Genomic DNA, 17633 nt, shown 5'->3' on the forward strand with positions numbered 1-17633 from the left:
TGGTATTTTCTAAAATAAAAGTATTGGTACTACAATCCAAATAATGCAAAACTGGCAAGCTATTATTACATAATTGCGCATGAATACATTATTTGTACAATTAAAATAACTACAATAGATCGTTAGCATGGCTTACGTATTTGCCATACGGGAAAATAACGCTACATTTCAAACATGTCTCCCCCTCGTACCTTAACTAGCGGGGGAGTTAAGATGCCATAACTGTATCATCTGCGTCTTTTTTCGACATAAAGATTGATCTTAGCCAGAGCCAGCGGGCTCATGCTTCATGATAAAAAGAAGACATTCGTCACTTAAAGAGATCCTTTTCAGTCAGAGCGAGCCATGCAAACAGAGCAGTCGTCACAGCGAACGGTTACACGGTTATGTATTCAATGCGGACTTTTTTTACTTCAGCATGGGGCAGAAAGCGCTCTGGTTGACGAGTTATCCACCCGCCTCGGGCTGGCACTTGGCATGGATAGCGTAGAAAGCGCCATCTCCTCTAACGCTATCGTCCTGACCACCATTAAAGACGGGCAATGCCTGACATCAACGCGAAAAAATCAGGATCGCGGCATTAATATGCACGTCGTGACGGAAGTGCAGCACATTGTCATTTTGGCGGAACATAAACTGCTGGATATTAAAGGGGTAGAGAAACGCTTTAGCCAGATTAAGCCGCTACGCTATCCAAGATGGCTGGTCGCCTTTATGGTCGGTTTGTCCTGCGCCTGCTTTTGTAAGCTCAATAACGGCGGATGGGATGGTGCGGTGATCACCTTTTTCGCCAGCATGGTGGCGATGTATATCCGCCAGATTCTGGCGTCTCGGCATTTGCACCCACAAATCAATTTTTGCATCACCGCCTTTGTGGCGACCACCATTTCAGGTTTGCTGCTGACGTTGCCGACCTTTAGCAATACTCCAACTATCGCGATGGCCGCCAGCGTGCTGTTGCTGGTTCCGGGCTTTCCGTTGATCAACTCCGTCGCGGATATGTTTAAGGGACACATTAATACCGGGCTCGCTCGCTGGGCAATTGCCAGTCTGCTTACGTTGGCGACCTGTATTGGCGTGATCGTATCGATGACCTTATGGGGGCTGCGCGGATGGGCGTGATCGATTTCATACTGGCGCTGATGCAGGACATGATCCTGTCGGCGATCCCGGCGCTTGGCTTTGCCATGGTATTTAATGTCCCTCATCGGGCGCTCCCCTGGTGTGCATTACTCGGCGCGCTCGGCCACGGTTCGCGAATGGTAATGATGAGCGCAGGATTTAATATCGAATGGTCAACCTTTATGGCGTCGCTGCTGGTCGGCTGCATTGGGATCCAGTGGTCGCGTTGGTATCTGGCGCATCCGAAAGTCTTTACCGTTGCGGCAGTGATCCCGATGTTCCCTGGGATCTCCGCCTACACCGCCATGATCTCGGCGGTAAAAATCGGTCATTTTGGCTACAGCGAAGCGCTGATGATCACCCTGCTGACCAATTTCCTGAAAGCCTCATCGATTGTCGGTGCGCTCTCCATCGGGCTATCCGTGCCAGGATTATGGCTGTATCGCAAACGCCCACGCGTTTGACGGTGCACTTTCTTTAATACCATGCAGAGAGGGGAATCTCCCCCCTCATCTGCTGCTCTCCTTCTTCTCTGTGTTACTATAAAAGCAGTCCCCTTCTCGGTTGTTGTTCAGTATTGAGAAACATTATGCCCTGCAAAATTTTGACGCCAGACGTCACTAGCATTGACGCCTTACTACACGATCACCACGCCGTGCTGGCCAAGTCTGCGGGTGGCGCCGTAGCCGTATTCGCTAACAATGCGCCAGCGTTTTACGCGGTGACGCCTGCGAGACTGGCTGAGCTGTTGGCGCTTGAGGAGAAACTGTCACGCCCGGGAAGCGATGTGACATTAGATGATCAATTTTATGAAGAGCCGCAAGCCGCTCCCGTTGCCGTACCAATGGGGAAATTTGCGATGTACGCTGCCTGGCAGCCTGATGCCGACTTTCAGCGTCAGGCTGCTTTATGGGGTGTAGCGTTGAGAGAGCCGGTTACTGCTGAAGAGCTGGCCTCATTTGTTGCCTACTGGCAGGCTGAAGGAAAAGTCTTTCACCATATTCAGTGGCAGCAAAAACTGGCGCGCAGCATTCAGATTGGACGGGCCAGCAATGGCGGAATGCCAAAGCGCGATGTGAACAGCGTCAGTGAACCTGACAGCCACATTCCACCGGGTTTTAGAGGATAACGATGAAAAACGTTGGCGACCTGATGAAACGTCTGCAAAAAATGATGCCACCTAATGTCGAGCCCGCATTTAAAACGGGCGAAGAACTGCTGGCATGGCAAAAAGAGCAAGGTGAAATTCGTGCCGCAGCGCTGGCCCGCGAAAACCGGGCTATGAAAATGCAGCGCACATTCAACCGTTCCGGTATCCGTCCGCTGCATCAGAACTGTTCGTTCGAAAACTATCGGGTAGAGTGCGAAGGTCAGATGAACGCCCTGAGCAAAGCCCGCCAGTATGTTGAAGAGTTTGACGGCAACATCGCCAGCTTTATCTTCTCCGGCAAACCCGGCACCGGCAAAAACCATTTAGCCGCCGCCATCTGCAACGAACTGCTACTGCGCGGCAAGTCGGTATTGATCATTACCGTGGCCGATATCATGTCGGCGATGAAAGAAACGTTCAGTAATCGTGAAACCAGCGAAGAACAGCTGCTCAACGATCTGAGCAATGTGGATCTGCTGGTGATCGACGAGATCGGCATGCAGACCGAATCCCGCTATGAAAAAGTGATCATTAATCAGATCGTCGATCGCCGTTCATCCTCAAAACGTCCGACCGGCATGTTAACTAACAGCAATATGGATGAAATGAACAAGCTGCTGGGTGAGCGCGTGATGGATCGTATGCGCCTTGGCAACAGTCTGTGGGTCATTTTTAACTGGGAAAGCTACCGTAGTCGGGTAACCGGGAAAGAGTATTAAGGTATTAGGACCACTCCTAAGACTGCCAGCGCTATACTGCGCTGAAAAGGCATAACACGAGTTGCATATAATGATGAAAACTACCAAACGTCTGCTGTGCTGTGCGCTTGCCGCCAGCACGCTCATCTCCACCAGCGTTTTCGCCGCCTCCTGGCAGGATTCGCTCTCCAGCGCGGCCAGTGAGCTGAGCAAACAAAGCTCCGGCTCGCAAAGCAGCTCGTCGCTCTCTTCCCTGACCAGCCTGCTGAATGGCAGCAATCAGTCGTTGACCTCCAGCAGCATGAATAACGCAGCCGGGATCCTTGAATATTGCGCGAAACAGAAGCTGGCTTCGGTCACCGACGCGCAAAACGTCAAAAACCAGGTAATGGATAAACTGGGACTCAGCGCGCCTGAGCAGAAGCAAGACACCAACTATATGGACGGTATTCAGGGGCTGCTCAACGCCAAAGATGGTCAACAGCTGGACCTGAACACAATTGGCAACAGCTCGCTGGCGAAGCAGGTAAAAACCAAGGCCTGCGATCTGGTGTTAAAACAGGGCATGAACTTCATTTCCTGACGCACGACATGCCGCGTATAACCTGCGCGGCATCTATTTGTTTTCGACAATACATTCACATTCCAAATAAACAGTCTTTCCCCACAAAAACGCGCATATCTAAACCAATTCTGAATAACAACGTAATTTAATGTCACTACAATTGCAGCAATGTAACAACGCTATTACATTGTTCTCTCACCAAATGATTAGCCTGCCAGGCAGTTGCCCGGTTTACTGAGGATCGACCGTTGTCAGAATTAATCTCCATCACTCTGTTTCTCGCTTCAGTGCTGATTTATGCCTGGAAAGCGGGTCGCAACACCTGGTGGTTTGCCGCCACGTTAACGGTGCTGGGGATTTTTATTGTCTTGAATATCACGCTTTATGCCAGTGACTATTTCACCGGCGACGGGATCAATGACGCGGTTCTCTATACGCTGACCAACAGCCTGACCGGCGCGGGTATCGGCAAATATATTCTGCCGGGCGTTGGGATCGCGCTGGCGCTGACGACCGTTTTTGTCGCTCTCGGCTGGATCCTACGCCGCCGTCGCCATCATCCACATCATGTGGGTTACAGTCTGCTGGCCCTGCTGCTGGCGCTGGCCTCCGTTGACGCCAGCCCGGCATTTCATCAGATAACCGAACTGGTGAAGTCGCAGTCACGCGATGGCGATCCGGATTTCCCGACGTATTATAAAGAGCCATCGAAAACCATTCCCAATCCGAAGCTGAACCTGGTGTATATCTACGGTGAGAGCCTCGAACGCACCTATTTTAATAACGACGCATTCCCGGATCTGACCCCGGAACTCGGCGCGTTGAAAAACGAAGGTCTGGATTTCAGCAACACCATGCAGCTGCCGGGTACGGATTACACCATCGCGGGCATGGTCGCCTCCCAGTGCGGAATTCCGCTGTTTGCGCCGTTTGAAGGCAACGCCTCTGCGTCGGTTTCAAGTTTCTTCCCTAACAATATTTGTCTGGGCGATATCCTGAAAAACTCCGGCTATCAGAACTACTTTGTGCAGGGTGCCAACCTGCGCTTTGCTGGCAAAGACGTGTTCCTGAAATCTCACGGCTTTGACCATCTGTATGGTGCGGAAGAGTTAAAAAGCGTGGTGGCGGACTCGACCTATCGTAACGACTGGGGCTTCTACGACGATACCGTGCTGGACGAAGCGTGGAAAAAATTCGAAGAGCTTTCGCGCTCGGGCCAGCGTTTTTCACTATTTACCCTGACCGTGGATACCCATCATCCGGATGGATTTATCTCCCGTAGCTGCAACCGTAAACGTTATGACATCGACGGGAAGGCCAACCAATCGTTCAGCGCGGTCAGCTGCAGCCAGGAAAACATTGCCGAATTTATCAATAAAATCAAAGCATCGCCGTGGTTTAAAGATACCGTTATCGTGGTGTCTTCCGATCATCTGGCGATGAACAACACCGCATGGAAGTATCTGAACAAGCAGGACCGCAACAACCTGTTCTTCGTACTGCGCGGCGATCAACCGCAACAGGACACGCTGGCGGTAAAGCGTAACACGATGGATAACGGCGCAACGGTACTGGATATTCTCGGCGGCGATAACTTTATCGGCCTTGGCCGCAGCAGCTTGTCGAGCGAATCCGTCTCGGAAGTGTTCCTGAACATCAAAGAAAAAATGCTGGCGTGGAAGCCCGATATCATTCGCCTGTGGAATTTCCCGAATGAGATGAAAGAGTTCACCGTCGACCAGGACAAAAATATGATCTCTTTCTCCGGCAGTCATTTCCGCCTGCCGCTGCTGCTGCGCGTATCGGACAAACGCGTCGAGCCGCTGCCGGAAAGCGAATACTCGGCCCCGCTGCGCTTCCAACTGGCAGATTTCGCCCCACGCGATAACTTCGTCTGGGTCGATCGCTGCTACAAAATGGCACAACTGTGGGCGCCGGAGCTGGCACTCTCTACCGATTGGTGCGTATCACAGGGGCAACTGGGCGGACAACAAATCGTACAGCACGTCGATAAAGCCAAGTGGAAAAGTAAAACCGTATTTAAAGACACGGTAATCGACATGGAGCGCTATAAAGGTAACGTCGATACGCTGAAAATTGTCGATAACGACATTCGCTACAAAGCAGATAGCTTCGTTTTCAACGTGGCGGGCGCGCCGGAAGAGGTCAAACAGTTTAGCGGCATTTCACGCCCCGAATCCTGGGGACGCTGGTCCAATGCGCAGCTCAGCGAAGAAGTAACGATTGAGTACAAAGCCCCGCTACCGAAGAAATTCGATCTGGTCATTACCGCGAAAGCCTTCGGTGACAATGCCAATCGTCCGATCCCCGTGCGCGTTGGCAACGAGGAGCAGACGCTGGTGTTAGGCCATGATGTCAGCACCACCACCTTACATTTTGATAACCCGGCGGATGCCGATACGCTGGTAATTGTTCCACCCGATCCGGTCGCCACCAACGAGGGCAATATTCTCGGTCACTCACCGCGTAAGCTGGGGATCGGGATGGTTGAAATCAAAGTAGTGGCTCAGGGTTCGTAACATGAAAGGCCTGATAGCGCTTTGCTTATCAGGCCTATCGTGAACCGAATGTATTGTCTGAAAAAAAACAGCGCCCAACACCACACCGGGCGCTGCATGGCAACCTTATTCCAGACCGTTCACCGTCTGGCGCATACCCTGTACCAGAATCATCTCCAGATTGGCCGTCACCTGCCCGGCAAGGCCAGGTAGCAACGTCAAATCCTCTCCCCAGTGCGCCGCATCGCCAAGCACGGCATCCACCAGTTCACGCAGCGTTAAATCATTGCCTACTCGCTGCCACAGGCTGGCATACAGGCTTACCCACTGTTCATCATCCTGTATCGGATAGCGTTCCCCGTCGCGCTCTGCACGATAAAACGCCAGCAGCGCAGCGAGGGCAAACGTTAACCGCACGGGCCAGCGCCCATTGTGCTGACCCGCCAGCAGCTGCGGCAAAATTCGGGTGCGGAATTTGGTCATCCCATTAAGCGCAATGGAAAGCAACTGGTGGCGAATGTAGGGGTTCTGAAAACGCCCGCTCATCGCGTCGGCAAATTCACGCAATTCGTCCGCCGGGAGATCCAACACCGGAATAATCTCCTCACTAATCGCCCGCTCGACAAAGAGGCGGACATCAGCATCCTGCATCGCCTCGCCAACGGTCTCCAGCCCGCACAGCCACGCGACCGGCACCAGAGCCGTATGCGCACCATTGAGGATAGCGACCTTGCGCTCTTTGTACGGTTTGATATCACTCACCACACGGATATTCAGCGGACACTGCGCCAGCTTCAGCTCCTCTGCCAGCCACTGCGGTCCCTGGATCACAAACAGGTAAAAATGCTCCGCGGTATCGAGAAACGCATCGTGATAGCCTAGCGTAGCCTCCAGCGCAGCGGCTTCTTCGCGCGGATAGCCGGTGACAATACGGTCGACCAGCGTGGAACAGAACGTGTTTGCCGTCTCCACCCAGTCGGCAAATGCCGGAGGAAGTTGCCACTCCTGCGCATACCGCAGCACCAGGGTTTTGAGCGCCTCACCGTTATAGTCGATAAGCTCGCACGGGATAATTACCCACCCCTTATCCACCGCGCCCGCAAAGTGGTTAAAACGCTCCAGCAGCAGGCGTGTCAGCTTGGCCGGAAAACTCACCGGCGGCGCATCATCCACACGGTCCGCTGCGTGATAGCTAATTCCGGCTTCGGTGGTATTCGAAAACACAAAACGGATGTCCGCATTGTGCGCCAGCGCCAGATACGCCGCGAAATCCTGATACGGGTTGATTTCGTTATTCACCGAACGGATAAGCCGTGCCTCACTCACTGCCTCACCCTGCTCGTTAAGCCCGCGTATCAGCGTGGTATACAGCCCGTCCTGGGTATTCAGCGACGGCGGAAAATCGGTATTGATCGGGCGAACGATGGTCACGCCAGCGTTCAGATCGGTTTGCTCGTTGAGGATATCCAGTTGCCAGTCAACAAACGCCCGCAGGAAGTTACCTTCACCAAACTGGATCACGCGCGTTGGGTAGCTGGCCCCCGGAAAATCACGTCGATTCAATGTCTTCATCGCATTTCCCCTCTCAGAACGTGATCACGCCTTTAATCAGCTCACGGTTGTTAATCACATCCCGTTCGTAGATTTCTGCCAGTGTGGCAAACGCGTAACGGTGCGTGAGCATCATGTCGGCGGTAAGTTTGCCTTCCGACATCAAACGGCCCACTTTGGCGAAATCTTCCGGCGTGGCGTTGCGGCTGCCCATCATGGTGGTCTCTTTCTTGTGGAACTCAGGGTCAGAGAACTGCAAATCGCCTTTGAACAGCCCAACGAAAACGATGCTGCCGCCATGACGAATCAGATTCACCGTGTTGTTCATCGCATGCTGATTCCCCGTGGCATCAATAACCTTTTGCGCCAACGAACCGCCAAACTGGTCACGCAACTGCGTATCAAAATCTTCAGCGGATGGGTCGATAACCGGGAGTCCCAACCGGGAAGACACGTGCTCCCGGCGTGCTGGACTGGTATCGGCGACCACCACCTGTGCGCCATCGGCTTTGGCAATCGCTGCCGCCCCCAGACCAATCGGACCCGCGCCGACCACCAGCACCTGCTCACCCGGAGCCACCGCCGCCCGGCGTACCGCATGAGCGCTGATAGCGTAAGGCTCAATCAGCGCCGCCGCCTGCGGGTCAATCCCCTGCGCATCCAGCAGGTTGGTCACCGGAACGGACAGATATTCACTGAAACCGCCATCCTGGTGCACGCCAATCACTGAAATCTTCTCGCAGCAGTTGGTGCGCCCGCTCAGGCATGCCGGACACTGCTGGCAGGCCACGTAAGGAATAACCGCCACCTGCTGACCATTTTTCAGATTCTGTATATTCTTACCCAGACCGACAATTTCCCCACATATTTCATGCCCTAATACACGCGGGTAGCTGAAAAAAGGTTGATTGCCACCCCAGGCATGAATATCGGTACCACAAATCCCTACCGACTTAATTTTAATTAATGCTTCACCCTCACCCGGAATAGGTATTTCGCGCTCTTTCCAGACTAATTTTTTAGGTTCCTGGCAAATCAACGTATTCATCGTAGACATGATTCTGCTCTCCTGTTTTTTTGTTGCCTCAGATATCAACGAAAATAAAAAAGACGGAGAAAGCAGAAACACAATCTGTGAATTCCAGCGCATAAAAATGTTTTAAATCGGGTTTTAATAGATAAAAAGGAGAAGCCATGAGCCGTTCGCAGAACTTACGCCACAATGTGATTAACCAGATAATCGATGATATGGCGCGTGGTCATATCCCTTCTCCACTCCCCTCACAAAGCGCACTGGCGGAGATGTACAACATCAGCCGCACCACCGTGCGCCATATGCTGAGCCACTTAAGCGAGTGCGGCGTTCTGACCCAGGTCGGCAGCCACTATGTCATCGTGCGAAAACCCGACCATGACGATGGTTTTGCCTGCACCACCGCCTCCATGACCGAGCAAAACCGGATTTTTGAACAGGCGTTTTTCACTATGATCAACCAGCGACAGCTGCGTGCAGGCGAGAGCTTCTCCGAACTGCAGCTTGCCAGAGCCGCAGGCGTCAGCCCGGTGGTAGTGCGGGAATATCTTTTAAAATTCGAGCGTTACAACCTGATTAAAAATGAAAAACGTGGTCAGTGGAGCATGAAGCAGTTCGATCAGGCCTATGCGGAACAGTTGTTTGAACTCAGAGAGATGCTGGAAACGCATTCTCTGCAGCATTTCCTCAATCTGCCGGACGATGACCCGCGTTGGTTGCAGGCTAAAACGCTGCTGGAGCGCCATCGGATCCTGCGCGACAGCATTGGCAGCAGCTTTCGCATGTTCTCGCAGTTAGATCGTGAGTTCCATGCTTTGCTACTCTCTGCTGCCGATAATGTATTTTTTAATCAATCACTTGAAATTATCTCCGTGATTTTCCACTTCCACTATCAGTGGGATGAGAGCGACCTTAAGCAGCGTAACATCATTGCCATTGATGAGCATATGACCATCCTCAGCGCGCTGATCTGTCGCAGCGACCTGGATGCCACCCTGGCGCTCTGTAACCATTTGAATTCAGCCAAACAATCGATGATTCGCTCCATCAACCAGGATCGTACCGTCGCGCATTAAGTACCGATAAAAAACAGCAAATCATTACCGGGAGCACGATTTTATAAAAATAAAAACGCCTGAAAAATACCTCTTGCCTATGCTCACGCTAAGTCGACTGCATTAAAAATTTTTGTGAGCGGTGATGAGCAAATTGATTCATCACTGGTATTTTTTCAATACTGCACAGTCCTGCTGTGTGAAAAATAAATTATTGAGGTTCAGGAGTCCGGCGTGGAAAAAAATAATATTACCCTCGACCCAAGTTCTTCGTTTGGCACGTCGTCATCTGCGGATATTAATGTTCCGCCTGAGGGCATGGTGCAACGCAGTAGCCGAATTAAACGTATCCAGACCACAGCAATGATTTTATTATTTTTTGCTGCGGTGATTAATTACCTCGACCGCAGCTCACTGTCTGTCGCCAACTTAACGATTCGTGAAGAACTGGGGCTGAGCGCCACGCAAATCGGCGTGCTGCTGTCGGTATTCTCTCTCGCTTACGGTATTGCGCAACTGCCCTGCGGTCCGCTGCTGGATCGCAAAGGTCCGCGCATTATGCTGGGACTGGGGATGTTCTTCTGGTCGCTGTTTCAGGCGATGTCCGGCATGGTGCACAGCTTCACCCAGTTTGTGTTGGTGCGTATCGGGATGGGGATCGGCGAAGCGCCAATGAACCCGTGCGGCGTAAAGGTCATCAACGACTGGTTTAACATCAAAGAGCGCGGCCGCCCGATGGGATTATTCAACGCCGCCTCCACCATCGGGGTTGCCATTAGCCCGCCGATTCTGGCTGCCATGATGCTGGTAATGGGCTGGCGCTGGATGTTCATCACCATTGGCGTGCTGGGTATTTTCCTCGCCATCGGCTGGTACATGCTGTATCGCAACCGCGAGCAAATTGAGCTGAGCGCCACGGAACAAGCGTACCTGAACGCCGGTAGCGTCAATGCCCGCCGCGATCCGCTGAGCTTTGCCGAATGGCGCAGCCTGTTCCGCAACCGTACCATGTGGGGCATGATGCTGGGCTTTAGCGGCATCAACTATACCGCATGGCTATACCTGGCCTGGCTGCCGGGCTACCTGCAAACCTCCTACAACCTGGATTTAAAAAGCACCGGATTAATGGCGGCGATCCCGTTCCTGTTTGGCGCAGCCGGCATGCTGATTAACGGTTTTGTCACCGACTGGCTGGTGAAAGGCGGTATGGCACCGATTAAGAGCCGTAAGATTTGTATTATCGCCGGGATGTTCTGCTCTGCAGCCTTCACCTTCGTCGTGCCGCAGGCCACAACGTCAATGGCCGCCGTGTTACTGATCGGTATGGCGCTGTTCTGTATCCACTTCGCAGGTACCTCGTGCTGGGGTCTGATCCACGTCGCCGTCGCCTCACGTATGACCGCTTCCGTGGGCAGTATCCAGAACTTTGCCAGCTTTATCTGCGCGTCGTTCGCACCGATCGTCACCGGTTTTATTGTTGATACCACCAACTCTTTCCGCCTGGCGCTGATCATCTGCGGCTGCGTCACCATGGTGGGTGCCCTCGCCTACATCTTCCTGGTTCGCCAACCCATCAGCGATCCGCGTAAAGATTAATCCTCCAGATGCCCGATAACACCGCGTTTATCGGGCATGTTATGCTCCTCGTATGAACATCACCTTGCGCGCTACTACTCTGGCAGACACTGCCGCTCTTCCCGCCATCGAACGATCTGCGGGGCAACGTTTTTTACGCATCCCCGAACTGGCGTGGATTGCTGAAGACCAGATTTTATCGGCTGCTCAGCATCAGGCTTTTGCCGCCGCTGGCATGAGCTGGCTGGCGCAGGTCGATGCGCTTCCGGTCGGTTTTTTGGTTGCCGAAACGCTGGGGTCATCGCTGTTTATTGCTGAACTGTCGCTGCATCTGGAGTGGCAGGGAAAAGGAATTGGCCGCAGATTGATTGAGTATGTTGCCGAACAGGCGCGCGCGAAAGGTTACACGTCTCTCACGCTGACCACCTTCCGCAATGTGCCGTGGAATGCGCCATGGTACGCGCGACTGGGATTTGAAATGCTGGCTGACGAGACTCTGCCTGCAAAGTTGCGCCAGAAAAGAGAAGAGGAAGCGGCGCATGGACTGGCATTTGAATCGCGCTGCGCCATGCACCTGATGTTGCGCTAATTGCCCGATGGCGGCTACGCCTTATCGGGCCTACGTAACATTTCCGGCAACCACGTAACTTTCCCGTAGCCCAGATAAGCGATAGTGCCATCCGGCAACCACGTATCTTTCCCCGTAGGCCGGATAAGCGATAGCGCCATCCGGCAACCACGTAACTTTCCCGTAGGCCGGATAAGCGATAGCGCCATCCGGCATCACAGGCTTAGAACGTTTCCCAGTTATCCCCGGCATCCGTTACCGCGGCTTTGCGCGGCTGGACCGTTGAAACCGGTTTAGCGGCCGCAACGTCACGCGCGCGCTGTTGGTCATGCTGAATACGGAACACGGCAACGGCCTGAGTAAGGCGGCTAGCCTGCTCTTCCAGCGCCGCAGCGGCGGCGGCGGATTCTTCCACCAGCGAGGCGTTCTGCTGCGTCACGCGATCCATCTCGGCAACGGCCAGACCCACCTGGTCAATACCGCGGCTCTGTTCATCAGAAGCAGAGGCGATTTCACCCATGATATCGGTCACGCGGGTTACCGCATTGACGATCTCATCCATGGTTTCACCGGCGCTTTCTACCAGGGTTGAACCGACATCCACGCGGCTGACCGAGTCTTCAATCAGGCTCTTGATCTCGCGCGCGGCCTGCGCACTACGCTGGGCCAGGTTACGAACCTCACCCGCAACCACCGCAAAACCACGCCCCTGCTCGCCCGCACGCGCGGCTTCTACTGCGGCGTTGAGCGCCAGAATGTTGGTCTGGAAGGCAATCCCGTCGATGACGCTGATAATGTCGGCGATTTTCTGCGAACTGGACGCGATGTCACGCATGGTTTGCACCACGTTATCCACCACTTTGCCGCCTTTCTGCGCGGTTTCAGAAGCACTCAGCGCCAAATGGCTGGCCTGACGCGCGTTTTCGGCGTTCTGCTTCACGGTCGCCGTCAGCTGTTCCATGCTGGCTGCGGTTTCTTCCAGAGATGCAGCCTGCTGCTCGGTACGGGAGGAGAGATCGTTATTGCCCATCGCAATCTCGCTGGCCCCACTGTAAATCGCGTTGGCACCGTTACGCACGTCACCCACGGTATTCATCAGCTCACCCTGCATGTGACGCAGGCTTTCCGCCAGTTGCCCAATCTCGTTGGACCCTTCCACTTCAATACGTTTCACCAGGTCACCGCTGGCGATATGACGAATGCTGTCGATCAGACGGTTCATAGGAGAGATAAGGGTCAGCTTGATACCAAACCAGACCGCAATAATCGCCGCCAGTACGGTAATCAGCACGCAGATCAGCACCCACATCGCCTGGCTGTAAGAGCTGTTGTTATCTTCCACCGCGATGTCATACAAGCGATCATTCTGCTGCATGTAACTCATGTACTGCTTCTCAAAGCCATCCTGATAGCTCTGCGTCGGTTGATCAAAGAACGCGTTGATCTTCCCGTCACCCAGTAACTGGATCAGCTCCGCCAGCGCGCCGTGGTAGATGTCATAGGTGCGATTGATCTCCTGGAAAGCGGCTTCGCTTTGACGCGGATCGCGTGGGAGCGACTCGTAAATCGCCCAGTTTTTTTCCGTCAGCTTCAGCGCCGTACTCGCCACCTGCATCAGCTCGGCAACGGTCGCGCCGCTGCCGATATTGCTCTGATCCATCATGTAGCGAATGCCTGCCCGGTTCAGGGTGTTACGCGTTTGCAGCAGCTCAACCCAGGTGGCGTTCAGCGCAGACTGTTGCTGGCGAATGGTTTGCAGAACGGTAAAGTTCTCTTTGTCATTCTTAAGTGAGTTAAAAAACAAGCCGCCAGAGGCGAGCTGTAAAAGGCCAAATAGCGCCAATACCAGCAGTAAGCTGGTAACAATCTTCATTCGTTTTAACATGTTTTCTCTTTCCGCTAGACAGATGTCAGAATTTTCGGCCTGGAAAGGGAAAACTTTATGAAATTTGTGCTAGTTGAATCGATCTCAGCATCGACGATTCATCGATCCACGCCGTCTGCCAAAGCGCTAAGCGGGTTTATTAGTGATCTCAATCACATAAATTTCCCCGTTCCCCCCGCAGTTTACCGCTCACTGACACTTGGGACCGCTTAAGCTGACATACAACCGCTCACTTATTTACCTTACTTTACGCGCGTAATTCTCTGGCAAGATCCCCCCAACATAGCAGTCAAATAACCTCCTCAAACACAAGATCAAACCCACGCGGCTTCGGCCAATTATTAATTAGATACCAGGTTTTACTATGGATACGAAAAAGATATTCAAGCACATACCCTGGGTGATTCTCGGAATCATCGGTGCATTCTGCCTCTCGGTAGTGGCATTACGTCGGGGTGAACACATTAGTGCCCTGTGGATCGTGGTCGCCTCAGTTTCTGTTTATCTGGTGGCCTATCGTTACTACAGCCTTTACATCGCCCAAAAGGTGATGAAACTTGACCCAACGCGTGCCACGCCGGCGGTCATCAATAATGACGGTCTGAACTACGTTCCAACCAACCGTAACGTATTGTTTGGTCACCACTTTGCCGCTATCGCAGGTGCAGGTCCGCTGGTTGGGCCGGTATTGGCTGCGCAGATGGGCTACCTGCCTGGTACGCTGTGGCTGCTGGCAGGCGTCGTGCTGGCCGGTGCGGTGCAGGACTTCATGGTGCTGTTTATCTCTTCCCGCCGTAACGGTGCATCTCTGGGTGAGATGATCAAAGAAGAGATGGGCCCGATACCGGGAACCATTGCGCTGTTCGGCTGCTTCTTAATCATGATCATCATCCTCGCAGTACTGGCGTTGATCGTAGTGAAAGCATTGGCAGAAAGCCCGTGGGGTGTGTTCACCGTCTGCTCAACCGTACCTATCGCGTTGTTCATGGGGATCTACATGCGATTCCTGCGACCGGGACGCGTGGGCGAAGTGTCGGTGATTGGTATTGTGCTGCTGGTTGCCTCTATCTACTTCGGCGGCGTGATTGCGCACGACCCGTACTGGGGCCCGGCGCTGACCTTTAAAGACACCACCATTACCTTTACCCTGATCGGCTACGCATTTATCTCTGCGCTGCTGCCGGTATGGCTGATCCTCGCCCCGCGCGACTATCTGGCTACCTTCCTGAAAATCGGCGTTATCGTCGGTCTGGCGGTGGGGATTGTTATCCTCAACCCGGAACTGAAAATGCCGGCAATGACGCAGTACGTTGATGGTACTGGCCCGCTGTGGAAAGGCGCTCTGTTCCCGTTCCTGTTCATCACCATCGCGTGTGGTGCGGTATCTGGCTTCCACGCGCTGATTGCTTCCGGTACCACACCGAAGCTGCTGGCCTGTGAAACCGACGCGCGCTTTATCGGTTACGGCGCGATGCTGATGGAATCCTTTGTCGCAATTATGGCGCTGGTTGCCGCGTCTATCATCGAACCAGGTCTGTACTTCGCGATGAACACCCCGCCTGCGGGCCTTGGCATCACCATGCCGAACCTGCATGAAATGAGCGGCGAAAACGCACCGCTGATTATGGCGCAGTTGAAAGACGTCACCGCACATGCGGCAGCGACCGTCAGCTCCTGGGGCTTCGTCATTTCGCCTGAGCAGATCCTGCAAACCGCGAAAGACATCGGTGAACCGTCCGTTCTGAACCGCGCAGGTGGCGCACCGACGCTGGCTGTTGGTATCGCTCACGTGTTCCACAAAGTGCTGCCGATGGCTGATATGGGCTTCTGGTACCACTTCGGTATTCTGTTCGAAGCGCTGTTCATCCTGACCGCACTGGATGCCGGTACCCGTTCTGGCCGCTTTATGCTGCAGGATTTACTGGGTAACTTCGTGCCGTTCCTGAAGAAAACCGACTCCCTGATTGCGGGTATCATCGGTACTGCGGGCTGCGTAGGCCTGTGGGGTTACCTGCTGTATCAGGGCGTTGTTGACCCGCTGGGCGGCGTTAAGAGCCTGTGGCCGCTGTTCGGTATCTCTAACCAGATGCTGGCTGCCGTGGCACTGGTTCTGGGCACCGTGGTGCTGGTTAAAATGCAGCGCACCAAATACATCTGGGTTACCGTTGTTCCGGCTGTATGGCTGCTTATCTGCACCACCTGGGCGCTGGGTCTGAAACTGTTCAGCACCAACCCGCAGATGGAAGGCTTCTTCTTCATGGCGAATCAGTACAAAGAGAAGATTGCTAACGGCGGCGAACTGACCGCTCAGCAGATTGCCAACATGAACCACATCGTCGTCAACAACTACACCAACGCAGGTCTGAGTATTCTGTTCCTGGTGGTGGTGTACAGCATCATTTTCTACGGGTTCCGTACCTGGCAGAAAGCCCGCGCCATCAACGGTCGCTCTGATAAAGAGACACCGTATGTACCGGTGCCGGAAGGCGGCGTGAAGACCTCTTCACACCACTAACCTGAAGCCGGGTGGCGCACAGCGCTCCCGGCCTCAATCACTTAGTGCCGCAGGCGTAATTGGCGCAGTCAGTTTGGCCGCGGACAGCGCGCAGCAACCGGAGCGTACACACAGTACGTGAGGATTGCGAGCACTGCCCGCGGTCAAAATGGCAAGTGAAATAGCCTGCATCCACGAGCTCAACATATATCCGGGGCGTTCCATGTTTGGTACTTTAGGTCAGGCAAAGAAGTATCTCGGTCAGGCGGCAAAGATGCTGATTGGCATTCCGGACTACGACAACTACGTCGAGCACATGAAGACCAACCATCCCGATAAGCCGTACATGACCTACGAAGAATTCTTCCGCGAGCGCCAGGAAGCCCGCTACGGTAGCGGCGGAAGCAGTTGCTGTTAGAAGGAGAAGTGAATGACCCCGATTGCAGTTACCCTACTCACCGGTTTTCTTGGCGCGGGTAAAACCACCCTGCTGCGCCATATTCTCAACGAGCAGCACGGTTACAAGATTGCCGTTATCGAAAACGAATTCGGTGAAGTCTCGGTGGACGATCAGCTGATTGGCGATCGCGCCACGCAGATCAAAACCCTGACCAACGGCTGTATTTGCTGTACCCGCTCCAGTGAACTGGAAGACGCATTGTTAGACCTGCTCGACAACCTCGACAAAGGCGCCATCAATTTCGACCGTCTGGTGATCGAGTGCACCGGCATGGCCGACCCCGGCCCGATTATTCAGACCTTTTTCTCCCATGAAGTGATTTGCGAACGCTACCTGCTGGACGGCGTAATTGCGCTGGTTGACGCGGTACATGCCGACGAGCAGATGAACCAGTTCACTATCGCCCAGTCGCAGGTAGGCTACGCAGACCGGATCCTGCTGACCAAAACCGACGTCGCAGGTGAAAGTGAAAAACTGCGTGAGCGCCTGGCGCGCATCAACGCCCGTGCACCGATTTACACCGTGACGCATGGTGATATCGACCTCTCCCTGCTGTTCGATACCAACGGTTTTATGCTGGAAGAGAACGTAGTCAGCGCCAAACCGCGCTTCCACTTTATCGCCGACAAGCAAAACGATATCTCCTCGATCGTCGTCGAGCTGGATTACCCGGTCAACATTAGCGACGTGTCGCGAGTGATGGAAAACCTGCTGCTGGAATCCGCCGAGAAGCTGCTGCGCTACAAAGGTATGCTGTGGATTGAAGGCGAGCCAAACCGCCTGCTGTTCCAGGGCGTCCAGCGCCTGTACAGCGCCGACTGGGACCGCCCGTGGGGCGACGAGCAACCGCACAGCCAACTGGTGTTTATCGGCATTAATTTGCCGGAAGACGAGATCAGAGCCGCGTTTGCGGGATTGAAGAAGTAATCCCCTGCTGAATTGCCCGGTGGCGCTACGC

16 protein-coding genes are annotated in these 17633 nt (G+C 53.8%); 12 read left to right on the forward strand and 4 right to left on the reverse strand.

What is annotated here, in order from left to right; all coding sequences use genetic code 11:
• The first annotated feature begins 345 nt into the window (after positions 1-345).
• From LY264_RS21105 to opgB, 6 genes are all read left to right on the forward strand, one after another.
• Positions 346-1122 carry a threonine/serine exporter family protein gene (locus LY264_RS21105; protein WP_048227138.1) on the forward strand — a complete coding sequence of 259 codons (777 nt, stop codon included), beginning with the start codon at positions 346-348 and terminating at the stop codon, positions 1120-1122.
• Positions 1113-1586, forward strand: a complete 474-nt coding sequence (locus tag LY264_RS21110) for a threonine/serine exporter (RefSeq protein ID WP_016151589.1) — start codon at positions 1113-1115, stop codon at positions 1584-1586. Before LY264_RS21105 ends, LY264_RS21110 begins: the two co-directional genes overlap by 10 nt.
• Before the next feature lie 125 nt (positions 1587-1711).
• A complete protein-coding gene (dnaT, locus tag LY264_RS21115) occupies positions 1712-2251 on the forward strand; it encodes a primosomal protein DnaT (RefSeq protein ID WP_008786116.1) in 540 nt (179 codons plus the stop codon).
• 2 nt (positions 2252-2253) lie between these two features.
• Positions 2254-2991, forward strand: a complete 738-nt coding sequence (gene dnaC / locus LY264_RS21120) for a replicative helicase loader DnaC (RefSeq protein ID WP_003019133.1) — start codon at positions 2254-2256, stop codon at positions 2989-2991.
• Between the two features lie 70 nt (positions 2992-3061).
• Complete coding sequence (locus tag LY264_RS21125) at positions 3062-3553, forward strand: YjjA family protein (RefSeq protein WP_048227139.1); 492 nt, start codon at positions 3062-3064, stop codon at positions 3551-3553.
• A 230-nt stretch (positions 3554-3783) separates the two neighbouring features.
• Positions 3784-6075 (forward strand): phosphatidylglycerol--membrane-oligosaccharide glycerophosphotransferase, encoded by a 2292-nt coding sequence (opgB, locus tag LY264_RS21130; protein ID WP_048227140.1) that lies wholly within the window; start codon positions 3784-3786, stop codon positions 6073-6075.
• A 105-nt stretch (positions 6076-6180) separates the two neighbouring features.
• Here opgB and LY264_RS21135 read toward each other — a convergent pair whose 3' ends face one another.
• Positions 6181-7626 (reverse strand): tagaturonate reductase, encoded by a 1446-nt coding sequence (locus LY264_RS21135; protein WP_048227141.1) that lies wholly within the window; start codon positions 7624-7626, stop codon positions 6181-6183.
• A gap of 13 nt (positions 7627-7639) precedes the next feature.
• Positions 7640-8662, reverse strand: coding sequence for a zinc-binding alcohol dehydrogenase family protein (locus tag LY264_RS21140; protein WP_048215005.1), 1023 nt, complete (start codon positions 8660-8662; stop codon positions 7640-7642).
• A gap of 137 nt (positions 8663-8799) precedes the next feature.
• Here LY264_RS21140 and LY264_RS21145 point away from each other — a divergent pair, with 137 nt between their 5' ends.
• The 3 genes from LY264_RS21145 to LY264_RS21155 all read left to right on the forward strand — a co-directional run bounded on the left by LY264_RS21145 (position 8800) and on the right by LY264_RS21155 (position 11857).
• Positions 8800-9714: a GntR family transcriptional regulator gene (locus LY264_RS21145; protein WP_048227142.1), complete on the forward strand. Its 915-nt coding sequence runs from the start codon at positions 8800-8802 to the stop codon at positions 9712-9714.
• A gap of 213 nt (positions 9715-9927) precedes the next feature.
• Positions 9928-11289, forward strand: coding sequence for an MFS transporter (locus LY264_RS21150; RefSeq protein WP_003845612.1), 1362 nt, complete (start codon positions 9928-9930; stop codon positions 11287-11289).
• A gap of 52 nt (positions 11290-11341) precedes the next feature.
• On the forward strand, positions 11342-11857 hold the full coding sequence (locus LY264_RS21155; protein WP_048227143.1) for a GNAT family N-acetyltransferase: 516 nt from the start codon (positions 11342-11344) through the stop codon (positions 11855-11857).
• A gap of 30 nt (positions 11858-11887) precedes the next feature.
• On the opposite strand, the gene LY264_RS21160 is transcribed toward LY264_RS21155, so the two are convergent.
• Positions 11888-12088: a hypothetical protein gene (locus tag LY264_RS21160; protein WP_131820864.1), complete on the reverse strand. Its 201-nt coding sequence runs from the start codon at positions 12086-12088 to the stop codon at positions 11888-11890.
• Entirely contained in the window at positions 12060-13721 is a 1662-nt protein-coding gene (tsr, locus tag LY264_RS21165) for a methyl-accepting chemotaxis protein (protein ID WP_048227144.1), read from the reverse strand. Before tsr ends, LY264_RS21160 begins: the two co-directional genes overlap by 29 nt.
• Positions 13722-14085: 364 nt before the next feature.
• Here tsr and btsT point away from each other — a divergent pair, with 364 nt between their 5' ends.
• From btsT to yjiA, 3 genes are all read left to right on the forward strand, one after another.
• Positions 14086-16236: a pyruvate/proton symporter BtsT gene (gene btsT, locus LY264_RS21170; protein WP_048227145.1), complete on the forward strand. Its 2151-nt coding sequence runs from the start codon at positions 14086-14088 to the stop codon at positions 16234-16236.
• Between the two features lie 202 nt (positions 16237-16438).
• Positions 16439-16633 carry a YbdD/YjiX family protein gene (locus tag LY264_RS21175; RefSeq protein WP_003830038.1) on the forward strand — a complete coding sequence of 65 codons (195 nt, stop codon included), beginning with the start codon at positions 16439-16441 and terminating at the stop codon, positions 16631-16633.
• A gap of 12 nt (positions 16634-16645) precedes the next feature.
• The gene (gene yjiA / locus LY264_RS21180) at positions 16646-17602 is read left to right on the forward strand and encodes a GTPase (protein WP_071692305.1); all 957 of its coding nucleotides are present in this window, start codon (positions 16646-16648) and stop codon (positions 17600-17602) included.
• Positions 17603-17633 lie beyond the last annotated feature (31 nt).

The organism is Citrobacter portucalensis (assembly GCF_023374935.1).
In the GTDB taxonomy this organism is placed as follows: Bacteria; Pseudomonadota; Gammaproteobacteria; order Enterobacterales; family Enterobacteriaceae; genus Citrobacter; species Citrobacter portucalensis.

Bases quoted from the DNA above. Each gene is read 5' to 3' on its own strand.
- btsT (WP_048227145.1), top strand. From the start codon at position 14,086: ATGGATACGAAAAAGATATTCAAGCACATACCCTGGGTGATTCTCGGA.
- LY264_RS21110 (WP_016151589.1), top strand. From the start codon at position 1,113: ATGGGCGTGATCGATTTCATACTGGCGCTGATGCAGGACATGATCCTG.
- LY264_RS21155 (WP_048227143.1), top strand. From the start codon at position 11,342: ATGAACATCACCTTGCGCGCTACTACTCTGGCAGACACTGCCGCTCTT.
- LY264_RS21145 (WP_048227142.1), top strand. From the start codon at position 8,800: ATGAGCCGTTCGCAGAACTTACGCCACAATGTGATTAACCAGATAATC.
- LY264_RS21140 (WP_048215005.1), bottom strand. From the start codon at position 8,662: ATGTCTACGATGAATACGTTGATTTGCCAGGAACCTAAAAAATTAGTC.
- LY264_RS21125 (WP_048227139.1), top strand. From the start codon at position 3,062: ATGATGAAAACTACCAAACGTCTGCTGTGCTGTGCGCTTGCCGCCAGC.
- LY264_RS21160 (WP_131820864.1), bottom strand. From the start codon at position 12,088: ATGCCGGGGATAACTGGGAAACGTTCTAAGCCTGTGATGCCGGATGGC.
- dnaT (WP_008786116.1), top strand. From the start codon at position 1,712: ATGCCCTGCAAAATTTTGACGCCAGACGTCACTAGCATTGACGCCTTA.
- tsr (WP_048227144.1), bottom strand. From the start codon at position 13,721: ATGTTAAAACGAATGAAGATTGTTACCAGCTTACTGCTGGTATTGGCG.
- LY264_RS21175 (WP_003830038.1), top strand. From the start codon at position 16,439: ATGTTTGGTACTTTAGGTCAGGCAAAGAAGTATCTCGGTCAGGCGGCA.
- yjiA (WP_071692305.1), top strand. From the start codon at position 16,646: ATGACCCCGATTGCAGTTACCCTACTCACCGGTTTTCTTGGCGCGGGT.
- LY264_RS21135 (WP_048227141.1), bottom strand. From the start codon at position 7,626: ATGAAGACATTGAATCGACGTGATTTTCCGGGGGCCAGCTACCCAACG.
- dnaC (WP_003019133.1), top strand. From the start codon at position 2,254: ATGAAAAACGTTGGCGACCTGATGAAACGTCTGCAAAAAATGATGCCA.
- LY264_RS21105 (WP_048227138.1), top strand. From the start codon at position 346: ATGCAAACAGAGCAGTCGTCACAGCGAACGGTTACACGGTTATGTATT.